This is a genomic window from Escherichia sp. KTE159, from assembly GCF_000408805.1.
In the GTDB taxonomy this organism is placed as follows: Bacteria; Pseudomonadota; Gammaproteobacteria; order Enterobacterales; family Enterobacteriaceae; genus Escherichia; species Escherichia marmotae.
In genome coordinates this window covers 801,116-822,543 of sequence record NZ_KE137292.1, presented here as the reverse complement: position 1 = coordinate 822,543, position 21,428 = coordinate 801,116, and the positions used below count along the sequence as shown (strand labels likewise).

At 51.1% G+C, this 21,428-nt stretch carries 14 protein-coding genes; 5 read left to right on the top strand and 9 right to left on the bottom strand.

Translation table 11 applies throughout. The annotated features are described in order from the left end of the window. Positions 1-16: 16 nt before the first annotated feature. Positions 17-2,629 (bottom strand): aminopeptidase N, encoded by a 2,613-nt coding sequence (pepN, locus tag A31E_RS17640; protein ID WP_016248557.1) that lies wholly within the window; start codon positions 2,627-2,629, stop codon positions 17-19. A 265-nt stretch (positions 2,630-2,894) separates the two neighbouring features. Between pepN and pncB the strand changes: the two genes are divergently transcribed. The 4 genes from pncB to aspC all read left to right on the top strand — a co-directional run bounded on the left by pncB (position 2,895) and on the right by aspC (position 8,718). Continuing rightward, positions 2,895-4,097 (top strand): nicotinate phosphoribosyltransferase, encoded by a 1,203-nt coding sequence (gene pncB / locus A31E_RS17645; RefSeq protein ID WP_010376903.1) that lies wholly within the window; start codon positions 2,895-2,897, stop codon positions 4,095-4,097. Positions 4,098-4,266: 169 nt separating this feature from the next. Continuing rightward, positions 4,267-5,667 carry an asparagine--tRNA ligase gene (gene asnS / locus A31E_RS17650; protein ID WP_000117892.1) on the top strand — a complete coding sequence of 467 codons (1,401 nt, stop codon included), beginning with the start codon at positions 4,267-4,269 and terminating at the stop codon, positions 5,665-5,667. Between the two features lie 602 nt (positions 5,668-6,269). Beyond that, the gene (gene ompF / locus A31E_RS17655; RefSeq protein WP_000977929.1) at positions 6,270-7,343 is read left to right on the top strand and encodes a porin OmpF; all 1,074 of its coding nucleotides are present in this window, start codon (positions 6,270-6,272) and stop codon (positions 7,341-7,343) included. Positions 7,344-7,527: 184 nt separating this feature from the next. After that, positions 7,528-8,718 carry an aspartate transaminase gene (gene aspC, locus A31E_RS17660; RefSeq protein ID WP_016248556.1) on the top strand — a complete coding sequence of 397 codons (1,191 nt, stop codon included), beginning with the start codon at positions 7,528-7,530 and terminating at the stop codon, positions 8,716-8,718. A 50-nt stretch (positions 8,719-8,768) separates the two neighbouring features. On the opposite strand, the gene gloC is transcribed toward aspC, so the two are convergent. From gloC to cmoM, 7 genes are all read right to left on the bottom strand, one after another. Then, complete coding sequence (gene gloC, locus A31E_RS17665) at positions 8,769-9,416, bottom strand: hydroxyacylglutathione hydrolase GloC (RefSeq protein ID WP_001109447.1); 648 nt, start codon at positions 9,414-9,416, stop codon at positions 8,769-8,771. Positions 9,417-9,442: 26 nt separating this feature from the next. Further along, on the bottom strand, positions 9,443-9,991 hold the full coding sequence (locus A31E_RS17670) for a peptidoglycan L,D-endopeptidase MepK (RefSeq protein ID WP_001516120.1): 549 nt from the start codon (positions 9,989-9,991) through the stop codon (positions 9,443-9,445). A 181-nt stretch (positions 9,992-10,172) separates the two neighbouring features. Then, on the bottom strand, positions 10,173-12,005 hold the full coding sequence (gene ldtD / locus A31E_RS17675; protein WP_016248555.1) for a L,D-transpeptidase: 1,833 nt from the start codon (positions 12,003-12,005) through the stop codon (positions 10,173-10,175). 255 nt (positions 12,006-12,260) lie between these two features. Then, positions 12,261-16,721, bottom strand: coding sequence for a chromosome partition protein MukB (mukB, locus tag A31E_RS17680; protein ID WP_016248554.1), 4,461 nt, complete (start codon positions 16,719-16,721; stop codon positions 12,261-12,263). Continuing rightward, complete coding sequence (mukE, locus tag A31E_RS17685) at positions 16,721-17,425, bottom strand: chromosome partition protein MukE (RefSeq protein ID WP_010329756.1); 705 nt, start codon at positions 17,423-17,425, stop codon at positions 16,721-16,723. Before mukE ends, mukB begins: the two co-directional genes overlap by 1 nt. After that, positions 17,406-18,728, bottom strand: a complete 1,323-nt coding sequence (gene mukF / locus A31E_RS17690; protein ID WP_001288861.1) for a chromosome partition protein MukF — start codon at positions 18,726-18,728, stop codon at positions 17,406-17,408. The genes mukE and mukF overlap by 20 nt, the downstream gene beginning before the upstream one ends. Then, positions 18,725-19,510, bottom strand: a complete 786-nt coding sequence (gene cmoM, locus A31E_RS17695; RefSeq protein WP_001516118.1) for a tRNA uridine 5-oxyacetic acid(34) methyltransferase CmoM — start codon at positions 19,508-19,510, stop codon at positions 18,725-18,727. The genes mukF and cmoM overlap by 4 nt, the downstream gene beginning before the upstream one ends. Positions 19,511-19,645: 135 nt before the next feature. Here cmoM and elyC point away from each other — a divergent pair, with 135 nt between their 5' ends. Beyond that, complete coding sequence (gene elyC, locus A31E_RS17700; RefSeq protein ID WP_016248553.1) at positions 19,646-20,425, top strand: envelope biogenesis factor ElyC; 780 nt, start codon at positions 19,646-19,648, stop codon at positions 20,423-20,425. On the opposite strand, the gene A31E_RS17705 is transcribed toward elyC, so the two are convergent. Next, a complete protein-coding gene (locus A31E_RS17705; RefSeq protein ID WP_000436936.1) occupies positions 20,402-21,295 on the bottom strand; it encodes a YcbJ family phosphotransferase in 894 nt (297 codons plus the stop codon). The genes elyC and A31E_RS17705 overlap by 24 nt on opposite strands. Positions 21,296-21,428: the final 133 nt, after the last annotated feature.

Here is a 21,428-nt window from a genome sequence, read left to right as displayed (position 1 = left end):
ATCAGGCACTTTTGTATTAAGCCAGTGCTTTGGTGATCTTCTCGTAAAGATCGCCAGAGAGATTATCCAACCCTTTCAATTGTTCCAGCGCCGCACGCATTTTCTCCTGACGTTTGGCATCGTAACGTTTCAGGCGAATCAGCGGCTCAATCAAACGTGAAGCCACCTGCGGATTACGGCGGTTCAGATCGGTGAGCATTTCCACCAGGAACTGGTAACCACTGCCATCTTCAGCATGGAACGCTGCCAGGTTGCTGCCTGCAAACGCACCAATCAACGAACGAATACGGTTCGGGTTGCTCATGGTGAATGAGCGATGCTGTAACAGACCACGCACCGTCTCCAGCACATTCGCCGCTGGACTGGTGGCTTGCAGGATAAACCATTTATCCATCACCAGACCGTCCTGATGCCACCTGTCGTCGTACTCCTGCATCAACGCGTCACGGCACGGTAACTGCGCAGCAACCGCCGCCGAAAGTGCCGCCAGCGAATCGGTCATATTGTTCGCTTTATGGAACTGCTTACTCACTAACACGTCAGCCAGATGCGTTTCACCAAAGGCGAGGAAGCGCAGGCAGGCATTACGCAGAGTACGTTTCGCAATGTCTTCATGTTCAACACGATACTCACTCTGGTGATTGGCGTTATAGATAGCCAACAATTCATCCGCCAGTTCAGTCGCCAGTGTACGGGTGAGTGCTTCGCGAACTTCGGCAATGGCAATCGGATCGATGATATCGAATAGTTCCGCCATTTCATTGACAGAAGGCAGTGTCAGGATTTCTGCCGCCAGCGCCGGGTCGATCTTCTCATCGAGCAGCACAGCGCGGAAAGCATCTGCAACATGTGCTGGCAGCGATAACGGCTGCCCTTGTTGATGACGGGCGACATTCAATTTGATGTACGTTGCCAGCAGACTTTGCGCCGCATCCCAGCGGGAAAAATCATTGCGCGCATGACGCATCAGGAAGGTCAGTTGCTGATCGCTCCATTTATATTCCAGTTTCACCGGCGCGGAAAATTCACACAGCAGCGCAGGCACCGGCTGGAAGTAGACGTTATCAAAAACAAAAGTCTGTTCCGCCTGGGTGACATTCAGCACTGAATTGACCGGATGACCGTCCTTCTGCAACGGGATTACTTTGCCCTCGTTGTCATACAACTCAATAGCAAACGGAATATGCAGCGGCAGTTTTTCTGCCTGATCTGGCGTAGCTGGCGTGCGCTGACTGATGGTCAGGGTGTACTGCTCAGTTTCTGGATCGTAGTCGTCTTTAACAGTCACAATCGGCGTGCCGGACTGGCTGTACCAACGGCGGAAATGAGAGAGATCGACATTTGACGCATCTTCCATCGCCTGGACGAAATCGTCACAGGTTGCCGCACTGCCATCATAACGCTCGAAATAGAGCAGCATCCCTTTCTGGAAATTTTCTTCGCCCAGCAGGGTGTGGATCATTCGAATCACTTCTGCGCCCTTCTCGTAAACGGTCAGGGTATAGAAGTTGTTCATCTCAATGACCATGTCCGGGCGGATTGGGTGAGCCATTGGGCTGGCGTCTTCCGCAAACTGCAACCCGCGCATGGTGCGCACATTGTTGATGCGATTAACGGCACGGGAACCCAGGTCAGAGCTGAACTCCTGATCGCGGAACACGGTTAAACCTTCTTTCAGGCTAAGCTGGAACCAGTCGCGGCAAGTCACACGGTTACCGGTCCAGTTGTGGAAATATTCATGGCCAATAACGCGTTCAATGTCGAGATAATCTTTGTCGGTAGCGGTGTCGGTGCGCGCCAGTACATATTTGGAGTTAAAGATGTTAAGACCTTTATTCTCCATTGCGCCCATGTTGAAGAAGTCCACGGCAACGATCATATAAATATCAAGGTCATACTCCAGACCAAAGCGCTCTTCATCCCACTTCATGGAATTTTTCAGCGAGGTCATCGCCCACGGCGCGCGGTCAAGGTTGCCGCGATCGACATACAACTCCAGCGCCACTTCACGGCCAGAACGCGTGGTGAAGGTGTCGCGTAGCACATCAAAATCGCCTGCCACCAGCGCAAACAGATAGCACGGTTTCGGGAACGGGTCCTGCCACTGTACCCAGTGACGTCCGTTTTCCAACTCACCTTGCGCAACGCGGTTACCGTTAGAAAGCAGGAACGGGTATTTGGTTTTATCGGCAATAATTTTAGTCGTAAAACGCGCCAGCACGTCCGGGCGATCGAGATAGTACGTAATGTGGCGGAAACCTTCGGCTTCACACTGGGTGCAAAGCGCATCGCCTGACTGGTAAAGCCCTTCCAGTGCAGTGTTGGACGCAGGGCTAATTTCATTAACGATCTTGAGCGTAAAACGCTCCGGTAAATTACTGATGATCAGTGCGCCCTCTTCTTCTTTCCAGGCGGACCACGGCTCATCATTAATATGAATAGAGACCAGTTTAAGATCTTCGCCGTCAAGACGAAGTGGAGCATCTGATGCACCATGACGGACAGCCTGGCTGATCGCGGTAACCACCGTCTTTTGCGCGTCCAGGTCAAAGGTCAAGTCAATATCAGTAATCTGGTAATCCGGCGCACGATAATCGTGACGGTATTTGGCTTGTGGCTGTTGAGTCATAAATAACCTTTAGCATCTTTTATAGAGTCAGGTGTTCAGTCTATTCCTGTTGTATAAATCTCGCTACGCAGAATCTTCATCTTTTCAGGTACAAACGCTTTTATTGCTACATTTTTATAACATACAGAGCGCAACGCCATCGACCATAAACGTGGCATATGGTGTGATCGGGGTTCAATAAATTGCGAAACAAGGTATACTCCAGCAGTTCCTGAAGATGTTTATTGTACTAAACGCTCCCGTACGAGGACGCTACTGCGCACCTATGACACAATTCGCTTCTCCTGTTCTGCACTCGCTGCTGGATACAGATGCTTATAAGTTGCATATGCAGCAAGCCGTGTTTCATCACTATTATGATGTGCATGTCGCGGCGGAGTTTCGTTGCCGAGGTGACGATCTGCTGGGTATTTATGCCGATGCTATTCGTGAACAGGTCCAGGCGATGCAGCGTCTGCGCCTGCAGGATGATGAATATCAATGGCTCTCTGCCCTGCCTTTTTTTAAGGCCGACTACCTCAACTGGTTGCGCGAGTTCCGCTTTAACCCGGAACAGGTCACCGTCACCAACGATAACGGCAAGCTGGATATTCGTTTAAGCGGTCCGTGGCGTGAAGTCATCCTCTGGGAAGTTCCTTTGCTGGCGGTCATCAGTGAACTGGTACATCGCTACCGCTCACCGCAGGCCGACGTTGCGCAAGCCCTCGATACGCTGGAAAGCAAATTAGTCGACTTCTCGGCGTTAACTGCCGATCTCGATATGTCGCGCTTCCATCTGATGGATTTCGGCACCCGCCGACGTTTTTCCCGCGAAGTCCAGGAAACCATCGTTCAACGTTTGCAACAAGAATCCTGGTTCGTTGGCACCAGTAACTACGATCTGGCGCGTCGGCTTTCCCTCACGCCAATGGGAACTCAGGCTCACGAATGGTTCCAGGCGCATCAACAAATCAGCCCGGATCTTGCCAACAGCCAACGTGCCGCACTTGCCGCATGGCTCAATGAATATCCCGATCAACTGGGAATTGCGTTAACCGATTGCATTACTATGGACGCATTCTTGCGTGATTTCGGCGTGGAATTTGCCAGCCGCTATCAGGGGCTGCGTCATGACTCTGGCGACCCGGTAGAATGGGGCGAAAAAGCCATCGCGCATTATGAGAAGCTGGGAATCAACCCTCAGAGCAAAACGCTGGTTTTCTCTGACAATCTGGATTTACGCAAAGCGGTCGAGCTTTATCGCCACTTCTCTTCCCGTGTGCAATTAAGTTTTGGTATAGGTACACGCCTGACCTGCGATATCCCCCAAGTCAAGCCACTGAATATTGTGATTAAGCTGGTGGAGTGTAACGGTAAACCTGTGGCGAAACTTTCTGACAGTCCTGGCAAAACAATCTGCCACGACAAGGCGTTTGTTCGCGCACTTCGTAAAGCGTTCGACCTTCCGCACATTAAAAAAGCCAGTTAATATCATCAGGGAGCCATAACGGCTCCCTTTTTTACCTTTAATTCCGAAATCTTTCGCTGCATCTGCGAATTCTGCTTGTCTGATTGCGGATGCCAGGTAACATAGGTATCCCCCCATTTCACGGGTGGACAAGTGTTTATTTTTTCCGACTATTAACAGAGAGAATATTATGAGCGTTGTGCCTGTAGCCGACGTACTCCAGGGCCGCGTAGCCGTTGACAGCGAAGTCACCGTGCGCGGATGGGTACGTACCCGCCGAGATTCAAAAGCTGGCATCTCCTTCCTCGCCGTTTATGACGGTTCCTGCTTTGATCCTGTACAGGCTGTCATCAATAATTCTCTGCCCAATTACAATGAAGACGTACTGCGTCTGACCACCGGTTGCTCGGTCATTGTGACGGGTAAAGTCGTGGCGTCGCCGGGCCAGGGGCAACAATTTGAAATTCAGGCCAGCAATGTTGAAGTCGCTGGTTGGGTTGAAGATCCAGACACTTACCCGATGGCAGCAAAACGCCACAGCATTGAGTATCTGCGTGAAGTCGCTCACCTGCGTCCACGTACCAACCTGATTGGTGCCGTTGCGCGCGTTCGCCACACGCTGGCGCAGGCACTGCATCGATTCTTTAACGAACAAGGTTTCTTCTGGGTTTCTACACCGCTGATCACCGCGTCCGATACCGAAGGCGCTGGCGAAATGTTCCGTGTTTCAACACTGGATCTGGAAAACCTGCCACGTAACGATCAGGGCAAAGTTGATTTCGACAAAGATTTCTTCGGTAAAGAGTCGTTCCTGACCGTATCAGGCCAGTTAAACGGCGAGACTTATGCCTGTGCGCTGTCTAAAATTTATACCTTCGGCCCGACTTTCCGTGCAGAAAACTCCAACACCAGCCGTCACCTGGCGGAATTCTGGATGCTGGAGCCGGAAGTCGCGTTTGCTAACCTGAACGATATCGCCGGCCTGGCAGAAGCCATGCTGAAATACGTCTTTAAAGCGGTTCTCGAAGAACGTGCTGACGATATGAAATTCTTCGCTGAACGCGTGGATAAAGATGCAGTTTCACGTCTGGAGCGTTTCATTGAGGCAGACTTCGCGCAGGTGGATTATACCGACGCGGTAACCATCCTCGAAAACTGCGGTAAGAAATTTGAAAACCCGGTTTACTGGGGTGTGGATCTCTCTTCCGAGCATGAACGTTACCTGGCAGAAGAACACTTTAAAGCGCCGGTAGTCGTGAAAAACTATCCGAAAGACATTAAAGCGTTCTACATGCGCCTTAACGAAGACGGTAAAACCGTTGCAGCAATGGACGTTCTGGCTCCGGGTATCGGTGAGATCATTGGTGGTTCCCAGCGTGAAGAGCGTCTGGACGTTCTGGACGAACGTATGCTGGAGATGGGCCTGAATAAAGAAGATTACTGGTGGTATCGCGATCTGCGTCGCTACGGTACTGTTCCACATTCCGGTTTTGGTCTTGGTTTTGAACGCCTGATCGCCTACGTGACTGGCGTTCAAAACGTGCGTGACGTAATTCCGTTCCCACGCACTCCACGTAACGCCAGTTTCTAATTTAACTTTTCCGAGAGCCAGCACCCGCTGGCTCTTTTTTATCCCCTTCTGTCAAGTTATCTGTTTGTTAAGTCAATCAATCTAATTGCAACCCTGCCAAAGCAATCTTCCTGTTACGGAATGTTTCTTTGCAACATTTGCGAACAAAAAATAACCCATAGCCTTATTGCGGATTAGTCATTTCTTATCTGATAGCACAATTTTTATACTTATTATTGGCTTTCTGGATGGCTGAAAGTGTATTAGAGAGAAGTCACAGAGAGAAATCATCAGAAAGAAAATTTCTGTTTAGTTAGATTTAATATAAGTAAATCATATACATATATAAGATCCGCCATAAATATCATTAAATCCTGGTGGAAATATGACGGTGTTCACAAAGTTCCTTAAAATTAATACTTAGTTACACATTTTTTCTTTTTGTAACTATATCTTTATCTTTGTAGCACTTTCACGGTAGCGAAACGTTAGTTTGAATGGAAAGATGCCTGCAGATACATAAAGACACCAAACTTTCATCAATAGCTCCGTAAATATTTATTGACGAAACTTATTGACGGCAGTGGCAGGTGTCATAAAAAAAACCATGAGGGTAATAAATAATGATGAAGCGCAACATTCTGGCAGTGATCGTCCCTGCTCTGTTAGTAGCAGGAACTGCAAACGCTGCAGAAATCTATAACAAAGATGGCAACAAAGTAGATCTGTACGGTAAAGCTGTCGGTCTGCACTATTTTTCCAAGGGTAACGGTGAAAACAGTTACGGTGGCAATGGCGATATGACCTATGCCCGTCTTGGTTTTAAAGGGGAAACTCAAATCAATTCTGATCTGACCGGTTACGGTCAGTGGGAATACAACTTCCAGGGTAACAACTCTGAGGGTTCTGATGCCCAAAATGGCAACAAAACCCGTCTGGCGTTCGCTGGTCTGAAATTTGCTGATGCTGGCTCAATCGATTACGGTCGTAACTATGGTGTTGTTTATGACGCACTGGGTTACACCGATATGCTGCCGGAATTTGGTGGTGACACTGCATACAGCGATGACTTCTTCGTTGGTCGTGTTGGCGGCGTTGCAACTTACCGTAACTCCAACTTCTTTGGTCTGGTTGACGGCCTGAACTTCGCTGTTCAGTACCTGGGTAAAAACGAACGCGACACCGCACGTCGTTCTAACGGCGACGGTGTTGGCGGCTCCATCAGCTACGAATTCGAAGGCTTTGGTATCGTTGGTGCTTATGGTGCTGCTGACCGTACAAACTTGCAGGAAGCCCAGCCTCTCGGCCAGGGTAAAAAAGCTGAACAGTGGGCTACCGGCCTGAAGTACGATGCGAACAACATCTACCTGGCAGCAAACTACGGTGAAACCCGTAACGCTACGCCGATCACCGGCGGCTTTGCTAACAAAACGCAAGATATCCTGTTAGTTGCACAATACCAGTTTGACTTCGGTCTGCGTCCGTCCATCGCTTACACCAAATCTAAAGCGAAAGACGTAGAAGGTGGTATCGGTGATGTTGATCTGGTGAACTATGTTGAAGTGGGCGCAACCTACTACTTCAACAAAAACATGTCTACCTATGTTGACTACATCATCAACCAGATCGATTCTGACAACAAACTGGGCGTAGGTTCTGACGACACAGTTGCTGTGGGTATCGTTTACCAGTTCTAATAGCAGACCTCTTTGTTAAATGCCGAAAAAACAGGACTTTGGTCCTGTTTTTTTTATGCCTTCCAGAGCAATCTCACGTCTTGCAAAAACAGCCGGTGTTTTCATCAGTAATAGTTGGAATTTTGTAAATCTCCCGTTACCCTGATAGCGGACTTCCCTTCTGTAACCATAATGGAACCTCGTCATGTTTGAGAACATTACCGCCGCTCCTGCCGACCCGATTCTGGGCCTGGCCGATCTGTTTCGTGCCGATGAACGTCCCGGCAAAATTAACCTCGGGATTGGTGTCTATAAAGATGAGACGGGCAAAACCCCGGTACTGACCAGCGTTAAAAAGGCTGAACAGTATCTGCTCGAAAATGAAACCACCAAAAACTACCTCGGCATTGACGGTATTCCTGAATTTGGTCGTTGCACCCAGGAACTGCTGTTTGGTAAAGGTAGCGCCCTAATCAACGACAAACGCGCCCGCACAGCTCAGACCCCTGGTGGTACTGGTGCGTTACGCGTGGCTGCCGATTTCCTGGCAAAAAATACCGACGTTAAGCGTGTGTGGGTGAGCAACCCTAGCTGGCCGAACCATAAGAGCGTCTTTAACTCTGCAGGCCTGGAAGTACGTGAATACGCTTATTACGACGCGGAAAAACATACTCTGGACTTCGACGCCCTGATTAACAGTCTGAACGAAGCCCAGTCTGGCGACGTGGTGCTGTTCCACGGTTGCTGCCATAACCCAACCGGCATTGATCCTACACTGGAGCAATGGCAAACGCTGGCGCAGCTTTCCGTTGAGAAAGGCTGGTTACCGCTGTTTGACTTTGCTTACCAGGGTTTTGCTCGCGGTCTGGAAGAAGATGCTGAAGGTCTGCGCGTTTTCGCAGCTCTGCATAAAGAACTGATCGTCGCCAGTTCCTACTCTAAAAACTTTGGTCTGTACAACGAACGTGTAGGCGCATGTACGCTGGTTGCTGCGGACAGTGAAACCGTGGATCGCGCATTCAGCCAGATGAAAGCGGCGATTCGTGCGAACTATTCTAACCCACCCGCGCACGGAGCTTCGGTTGTTGCCACTATCCTGAGTAATGATGCGTTACGTGCTATCTGGGAACAAGAGCTGACTGATATGCGTCAGCGTATTCAGCGTATGCGTCAATTGTTCGTTAATACGCTGCAGGAAAAAGGCGCAAACCGCGACTTCAGTTTCATTATCAAACAAAACGGCATGTTCTCTTTTAGCGGTCTGACTAAAGAACAGGTACTGCGTCTGCGTGAAGAGTTTGGCGTGTATGCTGTGGCTTCCGGTCGTGTGAACGTAGCCGGGATGACGCCAGACAACATGGCTCCGCTGTGCGAAGCGATTGTGGCTGTGCTGTAAGCATTAAAACCAATGAAGCCCGCTGTGAAAGCGGGCTTTTTTATGCGCCTTTACCAGACGGGAATTTCGTCTTGCAGGAAGGGGTTATGCAACCGTTCATAGCCGAGGGTGGATAACGGCCCGTGCCCTGGAATAAACGTCACATCATCGCCAAGCGGCAGCAGTTTATCTTTGATAGAGGAGATCAGTTGATTATGGTCGCCACGTGGGAAGTCACTGCGCCCTACTCCACCTTTGAAAATGACGTCGCCAGAAATCAGCAGTTTTGACTGATTATCAAAAAAGACCACATGGCCCGGTGTATGCCCTGGGCAATGTAACACCTGTAAAGTCACATTCCCTATGCTGATCGTGTCGCCTTCATTCAGCCAACGATCCGGCGTCAGTGGCTGACACTCATCCAGGCCAAACATGCGGCTTTGCGCAGGCAAGCCTTGCAGCCAGAACTCATCTTCCTTTTCCGGACCAAGTACTGGCACGCCGTAATGTTTTGCCAGTTCCGCCGCTGCACCAACGTGATCCAGATGGCCATGTGTCAGTAGGATCTGCATCAGCGTCAGGCCGCTGGCATCAACTTCCTGTTTAATTTTTTCCGCATCACCGCCAGGATCAACCAGTGCTGCCAGGCGAGTTTGTTCACACCAGATCAATGAGCAGTTCTGGGAGAATGCAGTGACCGGAATAATACGATAATTCATACTGCCCCTGTTTCGTTAAGCGATTGCTACCAGTGCCGTGCAGGTCCGGTATCAATATGCACAAAGTTACTACGTGGGTAATATCCTACACCACCTGCGCGCATAGATAACGCGGCTTTGCGAATATTGCTTAACGCGACGCCTTCAATATGGAAATCCATCGCCTGGCCTTTGGTGTGATAGCTTTTCTTCGCTACTCCACGGCTGTGTGCGCGTAATTCATTATTGGTGTCGATAGAACGGTAACCAGAAATTAACTGTACCGGCTTGCGAGTACCTAACAGGCCTTGCAGGCGATACAACTGGTCGAATAATCCTGGATCGATGGACTTTATTTTGTTCGCGCGGAAATCGCGGAAAAAATGGTTTAGTTTTGCCAATTCTTCCTGAATATAGCCTCTGCCATCGAAAAACTCCGCTTTAATTGACTCTCCAGTATGGAGATTGTTGAGTGTCAAAATACGCGGGCGTGGGGTGGAGAGTGTCGCAAACGCAGGGGTCGGCAAGATGGCAGCACCAAGTGCAACGCCACCAAGCGCCAGTAGTTTGCGGCGATTAGCGTCGAATTTGTCCATGGTAATCAAGTCTACAGGTCAATGTTATCGTTTATATGCACTTCTGGCGCACAAGAGTGCACCTTAACCGCCCATAAAGCTAACGTCAAGGTGACTCAACCCCAGCAGTGATGGGGGCTACAAGGAATAGCCCCCAATCATGCCAATTATTACGACAACTGATTTCCCCGAACTACTTCATTTACCTGATTAATTGTTCCGCTTTCGATACAATTTGCGAGCTGGATCGCGCAGGCAGATCATAATTGTAAATATCTGTACGATATTGAGTACGCCCATCTGCGCCGACAAATGCTGTCAGGTAGTAGAGATTAACCGGGATAGACTGACGGATATTGACGTAACGGGTATCTCCCTGCTTCAGAGCATCGGAAATACGCTTGTCATTCCAGCCTGCATCCTGCAACAGCATGTTTGCCAGATCGGATGCCTTATTCACCCTCACACAGCCAGAGCTCAACGCACGCGTATCACGCTTGAACAGATTGTGATTAGGCGTGTCATGTAAGTAGATAGCGTCTGAACTCGGCATATTAAATTTATACCGTCCTAGCGAATTTCGTGGGCCTGGAGCTTGCTGAAAGCGGAACGGTAAATTCGACGCGGTAATCGTCGACCAGTCAACCTGCCACGGGTCAATTGCTTCTTTGCTGTTCCAGCCACGCATCACCGTATAGCCATGGCTTTCCAGATAGCCCGGATCATTACGCACTTTCGGCAGAATATCTTTGCGTGCCAGCGTCGGCGGTACGTTCCACGGCGGATTCACTACCACATTGTTTAAGGCACTGCTCATCATTGGTGTTTTGCGGTCAGGACGGCCGACAATCACCCGCGAGTCCAGCACCTGATTACCGTTCTGGTAATAGACCAAAGAATAGGCCGGTATATTGACCATGATGCCGGTAGAAAGCTCCGCAGGCAGCAAACGTAAACGCTGGATGTTGAGCGCCAACACACCTGCACGCTGTGCAGGTGTCACATTGAGCCAATCACGTGTGGCTGGACCAATAGCACCATCTGCCCCCAATCCTTGCCATGCCTGAAAACGTTTAACCGCTTCAACCAGCTCATTATCGTAGGCGGCACGTACAGTTGGCTTAGGTTTACTAAGAAACTTTGTTTGCTTTTCCGCAGTTTCGACGGCAACGGCAGATGGGCTAACGACTGCATCAGCGGGTGTTTCATCGCCAGGCAGCGCAATTTTCGGTCCACCATTGAGCATACCTGTGCGCTGCAATATTTCGCGCAGTGCTGGTACGTCATTACTCCACTGTCCAGGACGCAACGTTGCTTTACCGGTTAGTTGTGGCCACGGTTTGGTATCACTGAGCAAGGTCAGTAAAGATTCATGCATCGCGGCATATTGCGGATGCTGCGGTGCCAGTCCTGCAACAAACGTTGGCAATTGGCCATTATTTAGCGCCACCTGCCATTGGTTAATGACCGAGAGCGGTGGTGTTGAGAGCGCATAAGGTTTACTGCTGTATAGCCAGCGCGTGCCTTTGACCGGAATGTTAGCAACGAAATGAAGGTAACCCAGCATTGCATCCGACAACACTACGTCACGTGCCAGACCATTAACGCCTGGGTCAGTCAGTAACTCTACCCATTTATTAAACTGCGGCTGAAAACCGGCAATCGCCACTTCCGCCAGTTGCTGCTGGAAAGCTTTAACCGCATCACGGTTTTCCCACATCGGCTGCATATCACGTGCGGCATACAGCAGTTGAAGCTGGTTAAGATAAACCGGCTTATAACCTGCGGGTAATTGAGATTCGATTTGTGTGCGAGCGTTTTCCGCCGCACCCTCTGGTAGCGGTTGGATCCCCGCCATAATTGCCGTCGCTTGCGCTTGCGGCAGTACATCTCCCTGTTCGCTGACAGCCACCGGGCTGTCGCCAGGGATTACTTCAGGCTCATCAGCCTGCACACTGAACAGTGGAGCGAATGTTACGGCCAGACAAAAACTTATTGCCGAAAGCCGACGACCACACATCATGTTAAGCAACATCCCTTGCCCCCTGTTTTTATCATACTTTGAATAGCCAGGCTGCTTTTCTCTACTTGCCTGTACAACGCCAATACTCACGAAAGTATGACGAGCAAGCCTGTTACTTATCAGGCTTACCTTCAGTATATAAACGTCGATACGTTTTTACACAACCTAATGTAAAGAAGTTTAAAGAAAAGCGCACCGTAATGCGGCATTTTTTTAGTGCAGAAACGGAGTTTTCGAAAAAAAGGCGACATCGCTGCCGCCTTAATCTTAACTTGCCTGGGAAGACGCTTCGTCAGTTCCTGGAAGCGTTTCAGGAAGCTGCGGCGCAAAGCCACGCAAACCAACCACATGTACGTGTTCGGTATTCTGGAATACCTTACGCACCAGTTTGTAGGTGGTGCCTTTTTCCGGACTAATATTTTCTGGTGCCGCGATGATGAGCTGCATTTGCAAACGCTCACACAATTCAAACAACGTGGCGATAGAACGGGCATCCAGGCGCGCTGCTTCATCGAGGAACAGCAGACGACAAGGAGAAATATCTTTACCGCGCAGACGACGGGATTCATCTTCCCAGCTCTGTACCACCATCACCAGAATCGACATCCCTGTACCGATGGCCTCACCCGTTGACAACGCGCCTGACTCCGCACGCAGCCATCCATCGGAACCACGGTTAACTTCAACTTCCATCTCCAGGTAGTTGCGATAATCCAGCAGCTCTTCACCAATGGTCTGCGGCGTGCGCTGCCCCATATCAATTTGCGGGTTAAGGCGCTGATACAGTTTCGCCAGCGCTTCCGAGAAGGTCAGACGGTTGCTGTTAAACAAATCCTGATGTTGTTCATGTTGTTCAGAAAGCACATCCAGCAACATGGCGTGCGTTTCACGCACATTCACGTTCAGACGTACGCTGTTCACCTGGCCGAACGACACGTTCTGCAAGCCCTGGTTGAGCATACGGATACGGTTCTGTTCGCGCTGAATGGTTTTGCGAATAATGTTCGACACACTGCGGGAACTGATCGCCAGTTTCTGCTCACGGGAGGTTAATTCTTCGGTCAGACGGCTAAGTTCGATCTCCATCTGCTCGATAGCTTCTACCGGATCATCGGTACGAATAATATCCTGGCGGATTCGTTCGCGCAGATGCTGGTAAACCGCCACGAAGAACTGGATTTTACGTTCCGGACGTTTTGGATCTTCCGACATACGCAGCACGTCGCGTAGATGTTCGTTATCCGCTACCGCCAGACGCAGCGCACCTAACGCCTTATCCGACATGGAACGCAAATCATCAGCAGAAAGATAAGCCAGCTCGCGACGGTGCAAGCGGCGTTCGACGCCGTTGTCTTTCACCATGCGCATTACCGCGCACCAGCCCGCTTTGGCGGTCACCACCTGCTCGCGCATCTCGTGATAATCACGCTCCAGCTTGCGCAGTTTACGGATCAGGTTGTCCATCTCCGCTTCGCAGAAGGTGAGCGCTTTTTCCAGTTGGTTGCGACGGGAACGGTTATTACTGAGTTGCGCATGTAGCTCGTCACGGCGAATACGCGCGCGCTCTTCTGCGCCGCTATCGGCACGCACACCGATATCCTGCAATTCGCGTTGCAGATCGTTAAGCAGTTCTTTTTTAGTGTCGTAAGAACTTTTCAGCGATGCCAGCACCTGATTGTACTGGTTCAACTGTGTAGCATGACCACGCAGTGCTTCACGAGCACGGGTACGCTCTGCTTCCGCATGTTCCAGACGTTCACGCAATTTTTCGTTGAGATCGCTGTTACCACTGAGCATTTCTGCCGAGTCGGAGTAGCTAAAGTGTGCGCGACGCTGCACCACTTCCGTCAGGGCAAATGCCTGCTGACGGGCATCGCGCTGCATCTGCTGGGAGTATGCGTAATCTTCTTTTAACTGTTCAAACTGTTCCGGATCGCTTTGCAACACTGAAACGATCGGCTCCAGTTTCGCCAGTTGATTACCGAACTGCTGAACAAAACGCGCCGCTTCCTGGGCTTCATCCAGACGTTCGCGGATTTCATCGACGCGATCTGCCAGCGTATCGTCAGCCAACAGGTTAAGGCGCGGCAGGATGCGGTTAAGCGCTGTCACGCCCTCTTTCGCCTGCTCAAACTGAATGCGTTGCTGCTGGTTATCATTTTCATGATTACTCAACGCCCGCTCCAGTTCGACGCGGCGGCTGTTCAGTTGACGGATTTCAGCTTCCGGATCGGACTCAAATGCCACCGCCAGATGGCTGCCGATAAAGCGACTGAAAGCCTGATGCAGGCGCTGAGTTTTCTGTACATCAAAGGAGAGCGTGGCGAAGCGTTCGGAAAGCACTTCACGTTCGGCATGAAGGCTTTCAATACGGCTTTCGCGCGCCGCACGACCAAACAACGGCACTTCAGGGAAGCGCGAATAACGCCACTGACGGTCGGCAATTTTCACCACCACCGCTTTTTCCAGTTCATCAACGCTGAACACGCTGTCATCGAATGACTGCGGATCACCTTCGATCAGATAGAGATCTTCCGGGCAATCGGTTAAACCTTCCAGTTGTTCGGCAATCTGCGACAGATCGGGCACTACGATGGCGTGACGAGAGGGGCCATACAGCGCCGAGAAGTACGGCGCATCTTCCAGGCTAACGTCGTCATAAATTTCTGACAACAGCACGCCGCCAAAACGTTCCGCCAGCGCATTCAGGCGCTGATCTTCAGAGCCCCCCGGCTGACTTAAACGCTCGATCTCTTCGTCAACGGCGTTTTTGCGCGCGCCCACTTCGTCACGTTCAACAATCGCCTCGCGCTCGCGCTCCAGCAACTGTTGCATGTATTCAGTGACATCCTGACTGGAGGTGAACTCTTCACCGCACTGCTCGCTCAACTGATTGAGGCTGTTTTGCGCAGCCAACCAAACCGGCGCACGCTGCATCAGACTCTGAATGCGTGATTGCAGTTGTTCCTGTTCCTGACGCAGCGCCATGCGCTCTTCACGGGCATTAGACACGCTGTCAGAAAGGGAGGCAATGCGTGCTTCCAGTTCCTGATGCAGGGCTTCCAGTTCATCGATATCAAAGTTCTTGCCCTGGCGTTTGCAGAAATCCGCCAGCAGGCGCTCGGCTTCCTGTTGCTCACGCAGGCGCTGTTCCAGTTCGCTTAAGCGCATCCGCAGCGGCTGAACCTGTTCTGCAAGGTGACGTTGTTCGACCCCTTCGCGCAGCAGTTCACGAGCAACATCCCACGCTTCGTTACGCGCCAGCGGACCGTTAATGGCTGCGACTAACTGATAAGCCTGCTCAAACTGGCTATGCGCGGTTTGTGCCATGCTCATTTTCTGCTCAAGAGAGAGCATTTTTTCGGTGGCTTCCAGCTCTTTCGCCTGGAAGGTTTCCAGCCACTCGGCGGCGCTGTCGGCAGTTAAGTCCGGCAGATGACACAGTTCTTTAGCGCGGTTAAGTGCAGTAATCGCCTGGTTGTACTGGATCGCGCGCGTTTGCTGGACGTCCAGTGCCTGCTGGTAGTCAGCAAGCTGGTTTTTCAGCTCGTCCACTTCCAGTTCGGCGGCTTCCGCGCGCGCTTCATTCTCTTCCTGACGTTCGATGGCTTCTGCCACCACTTCGTTTTGCTCTTCGAGACGGATCTGCAATTCATCGAGATCCGCTTCGTAACGTTCGATCTTTTCCTGCTGACGCAGTGCGGTTTGCACGAGGTTCAGGTGATCGCTGGCTGCCTGATAATCTGCTTCCAGATCGCCTTCCGCACCGTTGTGCTCTGCCAGTTCACGCGCCATATCGACGTGTTTGTACTGCTCCGCCGCCAGTTGCTGACGAGAAGTGTGTAGCTCACGACGAAACTCCAGTGCCTTATCCAGATGAACGCGACGTTCGTTGGCGTGACGCATATAGTCCGCCGCCACATAGTTGGTGGCTTCACTGATCAAATGCTTAAACAGGTCGCGATCGGACTGCGTTACACGAATCGCTTCCAGCGTCATGCGGTTTTCACGCAGCGCTGCTTCCATATCCTGGAACGCTTTACGCACGCCGCTGTTTTCTGGCAGCAGATAGTCACGCAGAGAACGGGTAATGGCACTGGAAATACCGCCGTACAGTGAGGCTTCGATCAGACGATAGAATTTACTACGATCAGACGCCGAGCGCAGACGACGCGCAATGATGCCCAGATCGAACATCAGTGAATGGTAATCGGTGATGGAATTGAACTGCTTAAACTGCACGCCTTCCATCGCTTCGAGCTTCTCTTTCAGCTCATTAAGCGGCAGCACGCGCGCCTGGCGTTCGTTCAGGGTTTCTGTCACCAGTTGCGTCGGCAGCACCGACATCGGTAGCCCCTGAATCGCAAACGGTTTGATATCCACTTTACGATCGCGCCCGGCAACCTGTTGCAGACGCACACCGACCACCACGCGCTGATGGCGCGAGTTGATGGTGTCGAGCATCGAATAACAGACGCCCGCTTTTAGCTTACCGTGCAAACCTTTATCGCGCGAACCACTGGTGGCCCCGGCTTCCGTGGTGTTACGGAAGTGCAGCAGGGTCAGGTCAGGAATAAGCGCCGTAACAAACGCCGCCATAGTGGTGGATTTACCTGCACCGTTACCGCCGGAAAGCGTTGTGACCAGCTCATCGAGGTCAAAGGTACGGGCAAAAAAGCCGTTCCAGTTAATCAGCGTCAGTGAGCGAAATTTACCGCGTTCAATCATTATTCTTCCTCTCCGCTATCTGGCTGATTCTCTTCGGTTTCGTCGTTGAGTTGCAGGTGATTTTCCAGAGACATTGCTTCACCATCGCGAATCAGGCGACGTTGGGCTTCGCGCGGATCGTCACCAGCACGCACATCCGCACCAAAACGGAACACCGATTCTGTAATGCGGAACTTGCTGCTGTCGTGGCCCATAAACCACACCATGCCCAAACGACGCAGACGATTTAGCGAAGAACGTACTTTTTCCTGCAACTTCTGGCGGTCAACGTCTGAACCGGTAGAACGGTTGTTTACCAGTTTCAGCAGTTTCGCTTCGTCAGCCAGGGTGAGCAGTTCGTCATACAGTTCCTGCTGAGTAAAGATCCCCTCGTTCGCCAGCCGTTCCGGGCTGAGATAGAGATAACAGAGGATTTTCCCAACCATCATATCCAGTTCGGACAACACGGAACGAGGGATCAACGTGGTGGAACGTGGACGCAAATAGAAGAAACCTTCCGGCGCGCGAATAAGCTCAACGTTATAACGCGCGTAAAACTCTTCCAGGTATTCCTGAAAATCCATCAGGAATGCATGGTTGTCCAGTTCGTCAAGACCGATATGGCGACCTGAACGTAAGGCGCTATCCAGCGCCGGAAATAACGGATTCGCCAGCGCTTGCGCCAGCTTAACCGGCATCACTTGTTCAATATTTGTCGATGACATGCGCCTGTACCTTGGCTCCGTAATCATTAATCGGCTGCCATTTCGCTGGCAGTCCGGTGAAGTCTGCTTGCGCTACGCCGAGGCGTACCGCCTGATCAATAACAATGCGCGCAACATCAAAGTGACGCGCACGCGGATACTGCGCCAGATATTCGCGTACCACCAGACCAAGATCCAGCGGCACTTGTCTGGTTTTATAGACGGCGAGCTGCTCTTCGATGATTGCCGCCAGTTGTTCGCGGATCTCGTTAAACTCTTCGTACTCTAAATCTGGCGGAAGTTCCCCGGTCACTTCTTCGTCACGCAGTGCCATCTCTTCGTCACGCATATCCAGCAGACGATCGGCATTGGCGTAAGTCAGCGCCCACGGGTCATCAAAATAGGTTTGTACCGACTGACGTAATCGCTGGGCAAAGACACGGTTTTTATCCATATCGATCGCGGTACGGATAAATTTATGTACGTGGCGGTCATAACCGATCCATAAATCGATGGATTGCTGACCCCAACTGATAATACGGTCGAGTTTGCTTTGCAGGTCGTACACCAGACGATCGACAAAATGCAGATCGTCATGGGTCATGGTCGCATCCTGGATGCGCAACAGGTTAGCCTGTAATTTGTCGCCCGCCGCTTCCAGCGTATCTTGCAATTCACGCAGCGTACCAGAGGTTTCCGAAAGCAACATTTCACAGCTTGAGATCGCCGCCCGCCAGTCTTTATTCAGTAACTGGGCGATATCGTCTTTCACCTGTTGCTGCTGTTCGTCCATCAGACGTTGCGTCAGGTCGATACTGTCGAAAATTTCTGCTACCGAGTATTTCAGCGGCGCATAGACGTTACGGTGCCAGTGAAACTCATCGCCGCCCTCTTCTGCCGCATCCGCCGCACGCTTCAGTTCGCCTGCAACGATCGACAATTGCATAGAAAGACGCAGCGTAGAAAACTCGCGCTGACGGATGTAGTAATCAGTAATGCCGATGCCGAGCGGCGTCAGACGGTAAATGGCGTTCCCTTCCGCCTGTTCGCTTGTAAAGCGGTTCAGCAGACGTTGACGCACCATATCGTTGATCGCGTTGTTGGCGCGCACGCCGATGGTTTCGCTGGTTTGCTCAAACGCATCACTCACGTGGCGGAATGCATCCACCAGCTCACCTTCACTCATCTCGCCGTCCAGACGCTCGCCGTTCAGCGTGGCCACCGCCAGCAGAAAAGAGAGACGGTCTACCGGCAGCGAGATGGAGAAGTCGTTTTTTCTGGCCCAGGCAACCAGTTCGGGGACTGTCTGGGAAAATTCACTCATACTTTATCCTTGCTCTGCGGTTTGCGCGCGGTGACATGAATATAACGCCCCAGGCTAATGTAAGGTTCCTGACGGCAATAACGCGTTTCTAATTCAAGTAATGCTTCGTAGCAATCGCGCTGTTGGTGCTTTTCACGCAGATAATCATGAAACACGCGAACGCCGGTCTTGCCGGTAATTTGCCAGCCAGCTTCTTCCAGCCACTGATATACCTGCGCCGGATCGCGCGGAGAGTCTGGCGAAAGCGTCCGTTTTTTCTTTTTCGGCATTCCCGCCTGCACGTAATCAAAATTTCCTGCAACCATGTTGTGCATCAGCAAACCGTGCGCATTGTAGAACATTAACGACAACATGCCTCCTGGGCGCAACACTGACCACAGAGTCTGTAACACGCTACGGGGGTCAGCGACCCACTCCAGCACCGCATGGAACAATATCAGATCAACGGGCGTTTCCAAATGCGAAGCAACATCCTGAGCAGCGCAATGTATAAATTGCATGTTGCCGCTCACACCTTTTGCTTCTGCCGCCTGCTTTGCGCGGTCGATCATCTGCGCAGAAAGATCGCATAAAATGACCTGATGCCCACGCCCGGCCATTTTGATCGCCGTCTGCCCTTCACCACCGCCAGCATCCAGCACTCGCAATTTTTGCGAGCCTATTTCCGCCAGCACACGATCGAGATCCTGCCACAGAATAGCCTGTCGAAGCTGTCCTTTGGTGGTGCCGTAAATGTTACGGGAAAACTTTTCCGCAATATCATCAAAATTGCGATCCTGCATTGCTTTCTCCACCGGTTGGCTAAGACGTTTTCTGATAAAGGCGCTATTTTGTCACAGCCGAGGCGAGAATGAACCCGTCTGGTGTAATATCACTGCCGATCCCTCGCTATATGGTTAAAAAAGGAACCAGAAAGGATGCTTTTTACACTGAAAAAAGTGATTGGCGGTATGCTGCTGCCACTTCCGCTGATGTTGCTGATTATTGGTGCTGGCCTGGTGCTACTGTGGTTTAGTCGTTTTCAAAAAACCGGGAAGATATTTATTAGCGTAGGATGGCTGGCACTTTTGTTATTAAGTTTGCAACCGGTAGCAGATCGTCTGCTGCGCCCCATCGAAAGCACCTATCCGACATGGAGCAATGTACAAAAAGTGGACTATATAGTGGTGCTGGGCGGCGGCTATACCTGGAACCCGCAGTGGGCGCCAAGTTCAAATTTAATCAATAACAGTCTGCCACGCCTGAATGAAGGCGTGCGTTTGTGGCGTGAAAATCCGGGATCAAAGTTAATCTTCACGGGTGGTGTGGCAAAAACCAATACGGTGAGTACAGCAGAAGTGGGGGCCAGAGTGGCGCAATCGCTGGGTGTCCCACGCGAGCAGATTATTACGCTGGATTTACCGAAAGATACCGAAGAAGAAGCCGCAGCAGTGAAACAGGCAATTGGTGACGCCCCTTTCCTGTTGGTGACCTCTGCGTCTCATTTGCCGCGCGCGATGATCTTTTTTCAACATGCAGGATTAAATCCGCTACCTGCCCCCGCCAATCAACTGGCAATCGATTCACCACTTAACCCGTGGGAACGGGCAATTCCGTCTCCGGTCTGGTTGATGCATAGCGACCGGGCCGGTTATGAAACGCTTGGCCGCATCTGGCAGTGGTTAAAAGGTTCATCAGGCGAGCCACGGCAAGAGTGATTTTGATGCCAGATCGAAGTTGCTCCGACTAAACCGTCCGGTATTGACCAGTTGCGCAACTTCATCCCATAACACATATAGCCAACGTCGCCAGATGAACGACTCCGCCACTGGCGCGCGTTGCAGGTAACTCCAGAGTAAATCTTCTGCCAGCGTATTATCCATTAGTCGGAACAGTTCATACTCTCGCGGTGCCCAAAGCATTAATCCCGGCCCGACCATCGCCAGTAGTTGATCGCTGCGCGAATCTTTCAACATGCTACGCAAACAGAAATTGCCGTGAATCAGCACACAATTGTCGTTAAATCCTTCAAATAATGCTGGAAGACATTCGCGGGTGCGGAACAGAATCCGCTTATCCTGCATGGTTAAACCGGTGTTATTGAACTGATTGAGCGTGGTCCATAACACTTCAATATGTTGCCGATACCAGGAGGGCCAGAAATTTTCCTGGGTATTATCCACTGCGCCAACGCAACCGCGACTGTCCTGTCGGTGCCAGGCCAACAGAGCTTCAACAATTTGCTCTTTCAGATGCTCCCAACGTTCCGGTGTACGTGCAGGTGCTTCCACAGAAACACCACGCATCCGCTCCAGTAACAGGACATCGGGGCCTGGGTGTTCTTCATGTGTCATCACACCATAAATAGTTGGCATACGGATAGTCCCGCTGCGCGCCAGCATGGTGGTTTTCCATGCCAACTGTCGTGCTTGCCCTGGCGTACTAAAGCTTCTTGCCAACAGCGGCATTGGGTTTCCCTGGCTGTCATACAAAGCCCACAACGCCGTATTCGCTTTTTCATTGACACACTCAATACGACTGAGTTTTTCACCCAGTAAATGGCTTAATTCGGCACGCAGCTGTTCCATTCAGATTACCCTCATAAAAGCTACTGCCTTCATAATGAGCGCCAATGTAAAAGATGTCACCTGAATGAGATCAATTGTTGAAAAGAAAAATGAGGAAAATCGTAACGGTACGACACTCCCCCGAAAATCGGGT

Bases quoted from the DNA above. Each gene is read 5' to 3' on its own strand.
- ldtD (WP_016248555.1), bottom strand. From the start codon at position 12,005: ATGTTGCTTAACATGATGTGTGGTCGTCGGCTTTCGGCAATAAGTTTT.
- pncB (WP_010376903.1), top strand. From the start codon at position 2,895: ATGACACAATTCGCTTCTCCTGTTCTGCACTCGCTGCTGGATACAGAT.
- A31E_RS17670 (WP_001516120.1), bottom strand. From the start codon at position 9,991: ATGGACAAATTCGACGCTAATCGCCGCAAACTACTGGCGCTTGGTGGC.
- mukB (WP_016248554.1), bottom strand. From the start codon at position 16,721: ATGATTGAACGCGGTAAATTTCGCTCACTGACGCTGATTAACTGGAAC.
- ompF (WP_000977929.1), top strand. From the start codon at position 6,270: ATGATGAAGCGCAACATTCTGGCAGTGATCGTCCCTGCTCTGTTAGTA.
- cmoM (WP_001516118.1), bottom strand. From the start codon at position 19,510: ATGCAGGATCGCAATTTTGATGATATTGCGGAAAAGTTTTCCCGTAAC.
- aspC (WP_016248556.1), top strand. From the start codon at position 7,528: ATGTTTGAGAACATTACCGCCGCTCCTGCCGACCCGATTCTGGGCCTG.
- gloC (WP_001109447.1), bottom strand. From the start codon at position 9,416: ATGAATTATCGTATTATTCCGGTCACTGCATTCTCCCAGAACTGCTCA.
- A31E_RS17705 (WP_000436936.1), bottom strand. From the start codon at position 21,295: ATGGAACAGCTGCGTGCCGAATTAAGCCATTTACTGGGTGAAAAACTC.
- mukE (WP_010329756.1), bottom strand. From the start codon at position 17,425: ATGTCATCGACAAATATTGAACAAGTGATGCCGGTTAAGCTGGCGCAA.
- elyC (WP_016248553.1), top strand. From the start codon at position 19,646: ATGCTTTTTACACTGAAAAAAGTGATTGGCGGTATGCTGCTGCCACTT.
- asnS (WP_000117892.1), top strand. From the start codon at position 4,267: ATGAGCGTTGTGCCTGTAGCCGACGTACTCCAGGGCCGCGTAGCCGTT.
- mukF (WP_001288861.1), bottom strand. From the start codon at position 18,728: ATGAGTGAATTTTCCCAGACAGTCCCCGAACTGGTTGCCTGGGCCAGA.
- pepN (WP_016248557.1), bottom strand. From the start codon at position 2,629: ATGACTCAACAGCCACAAGCCAAATACCGTCACGATTATCGTGCGCCG.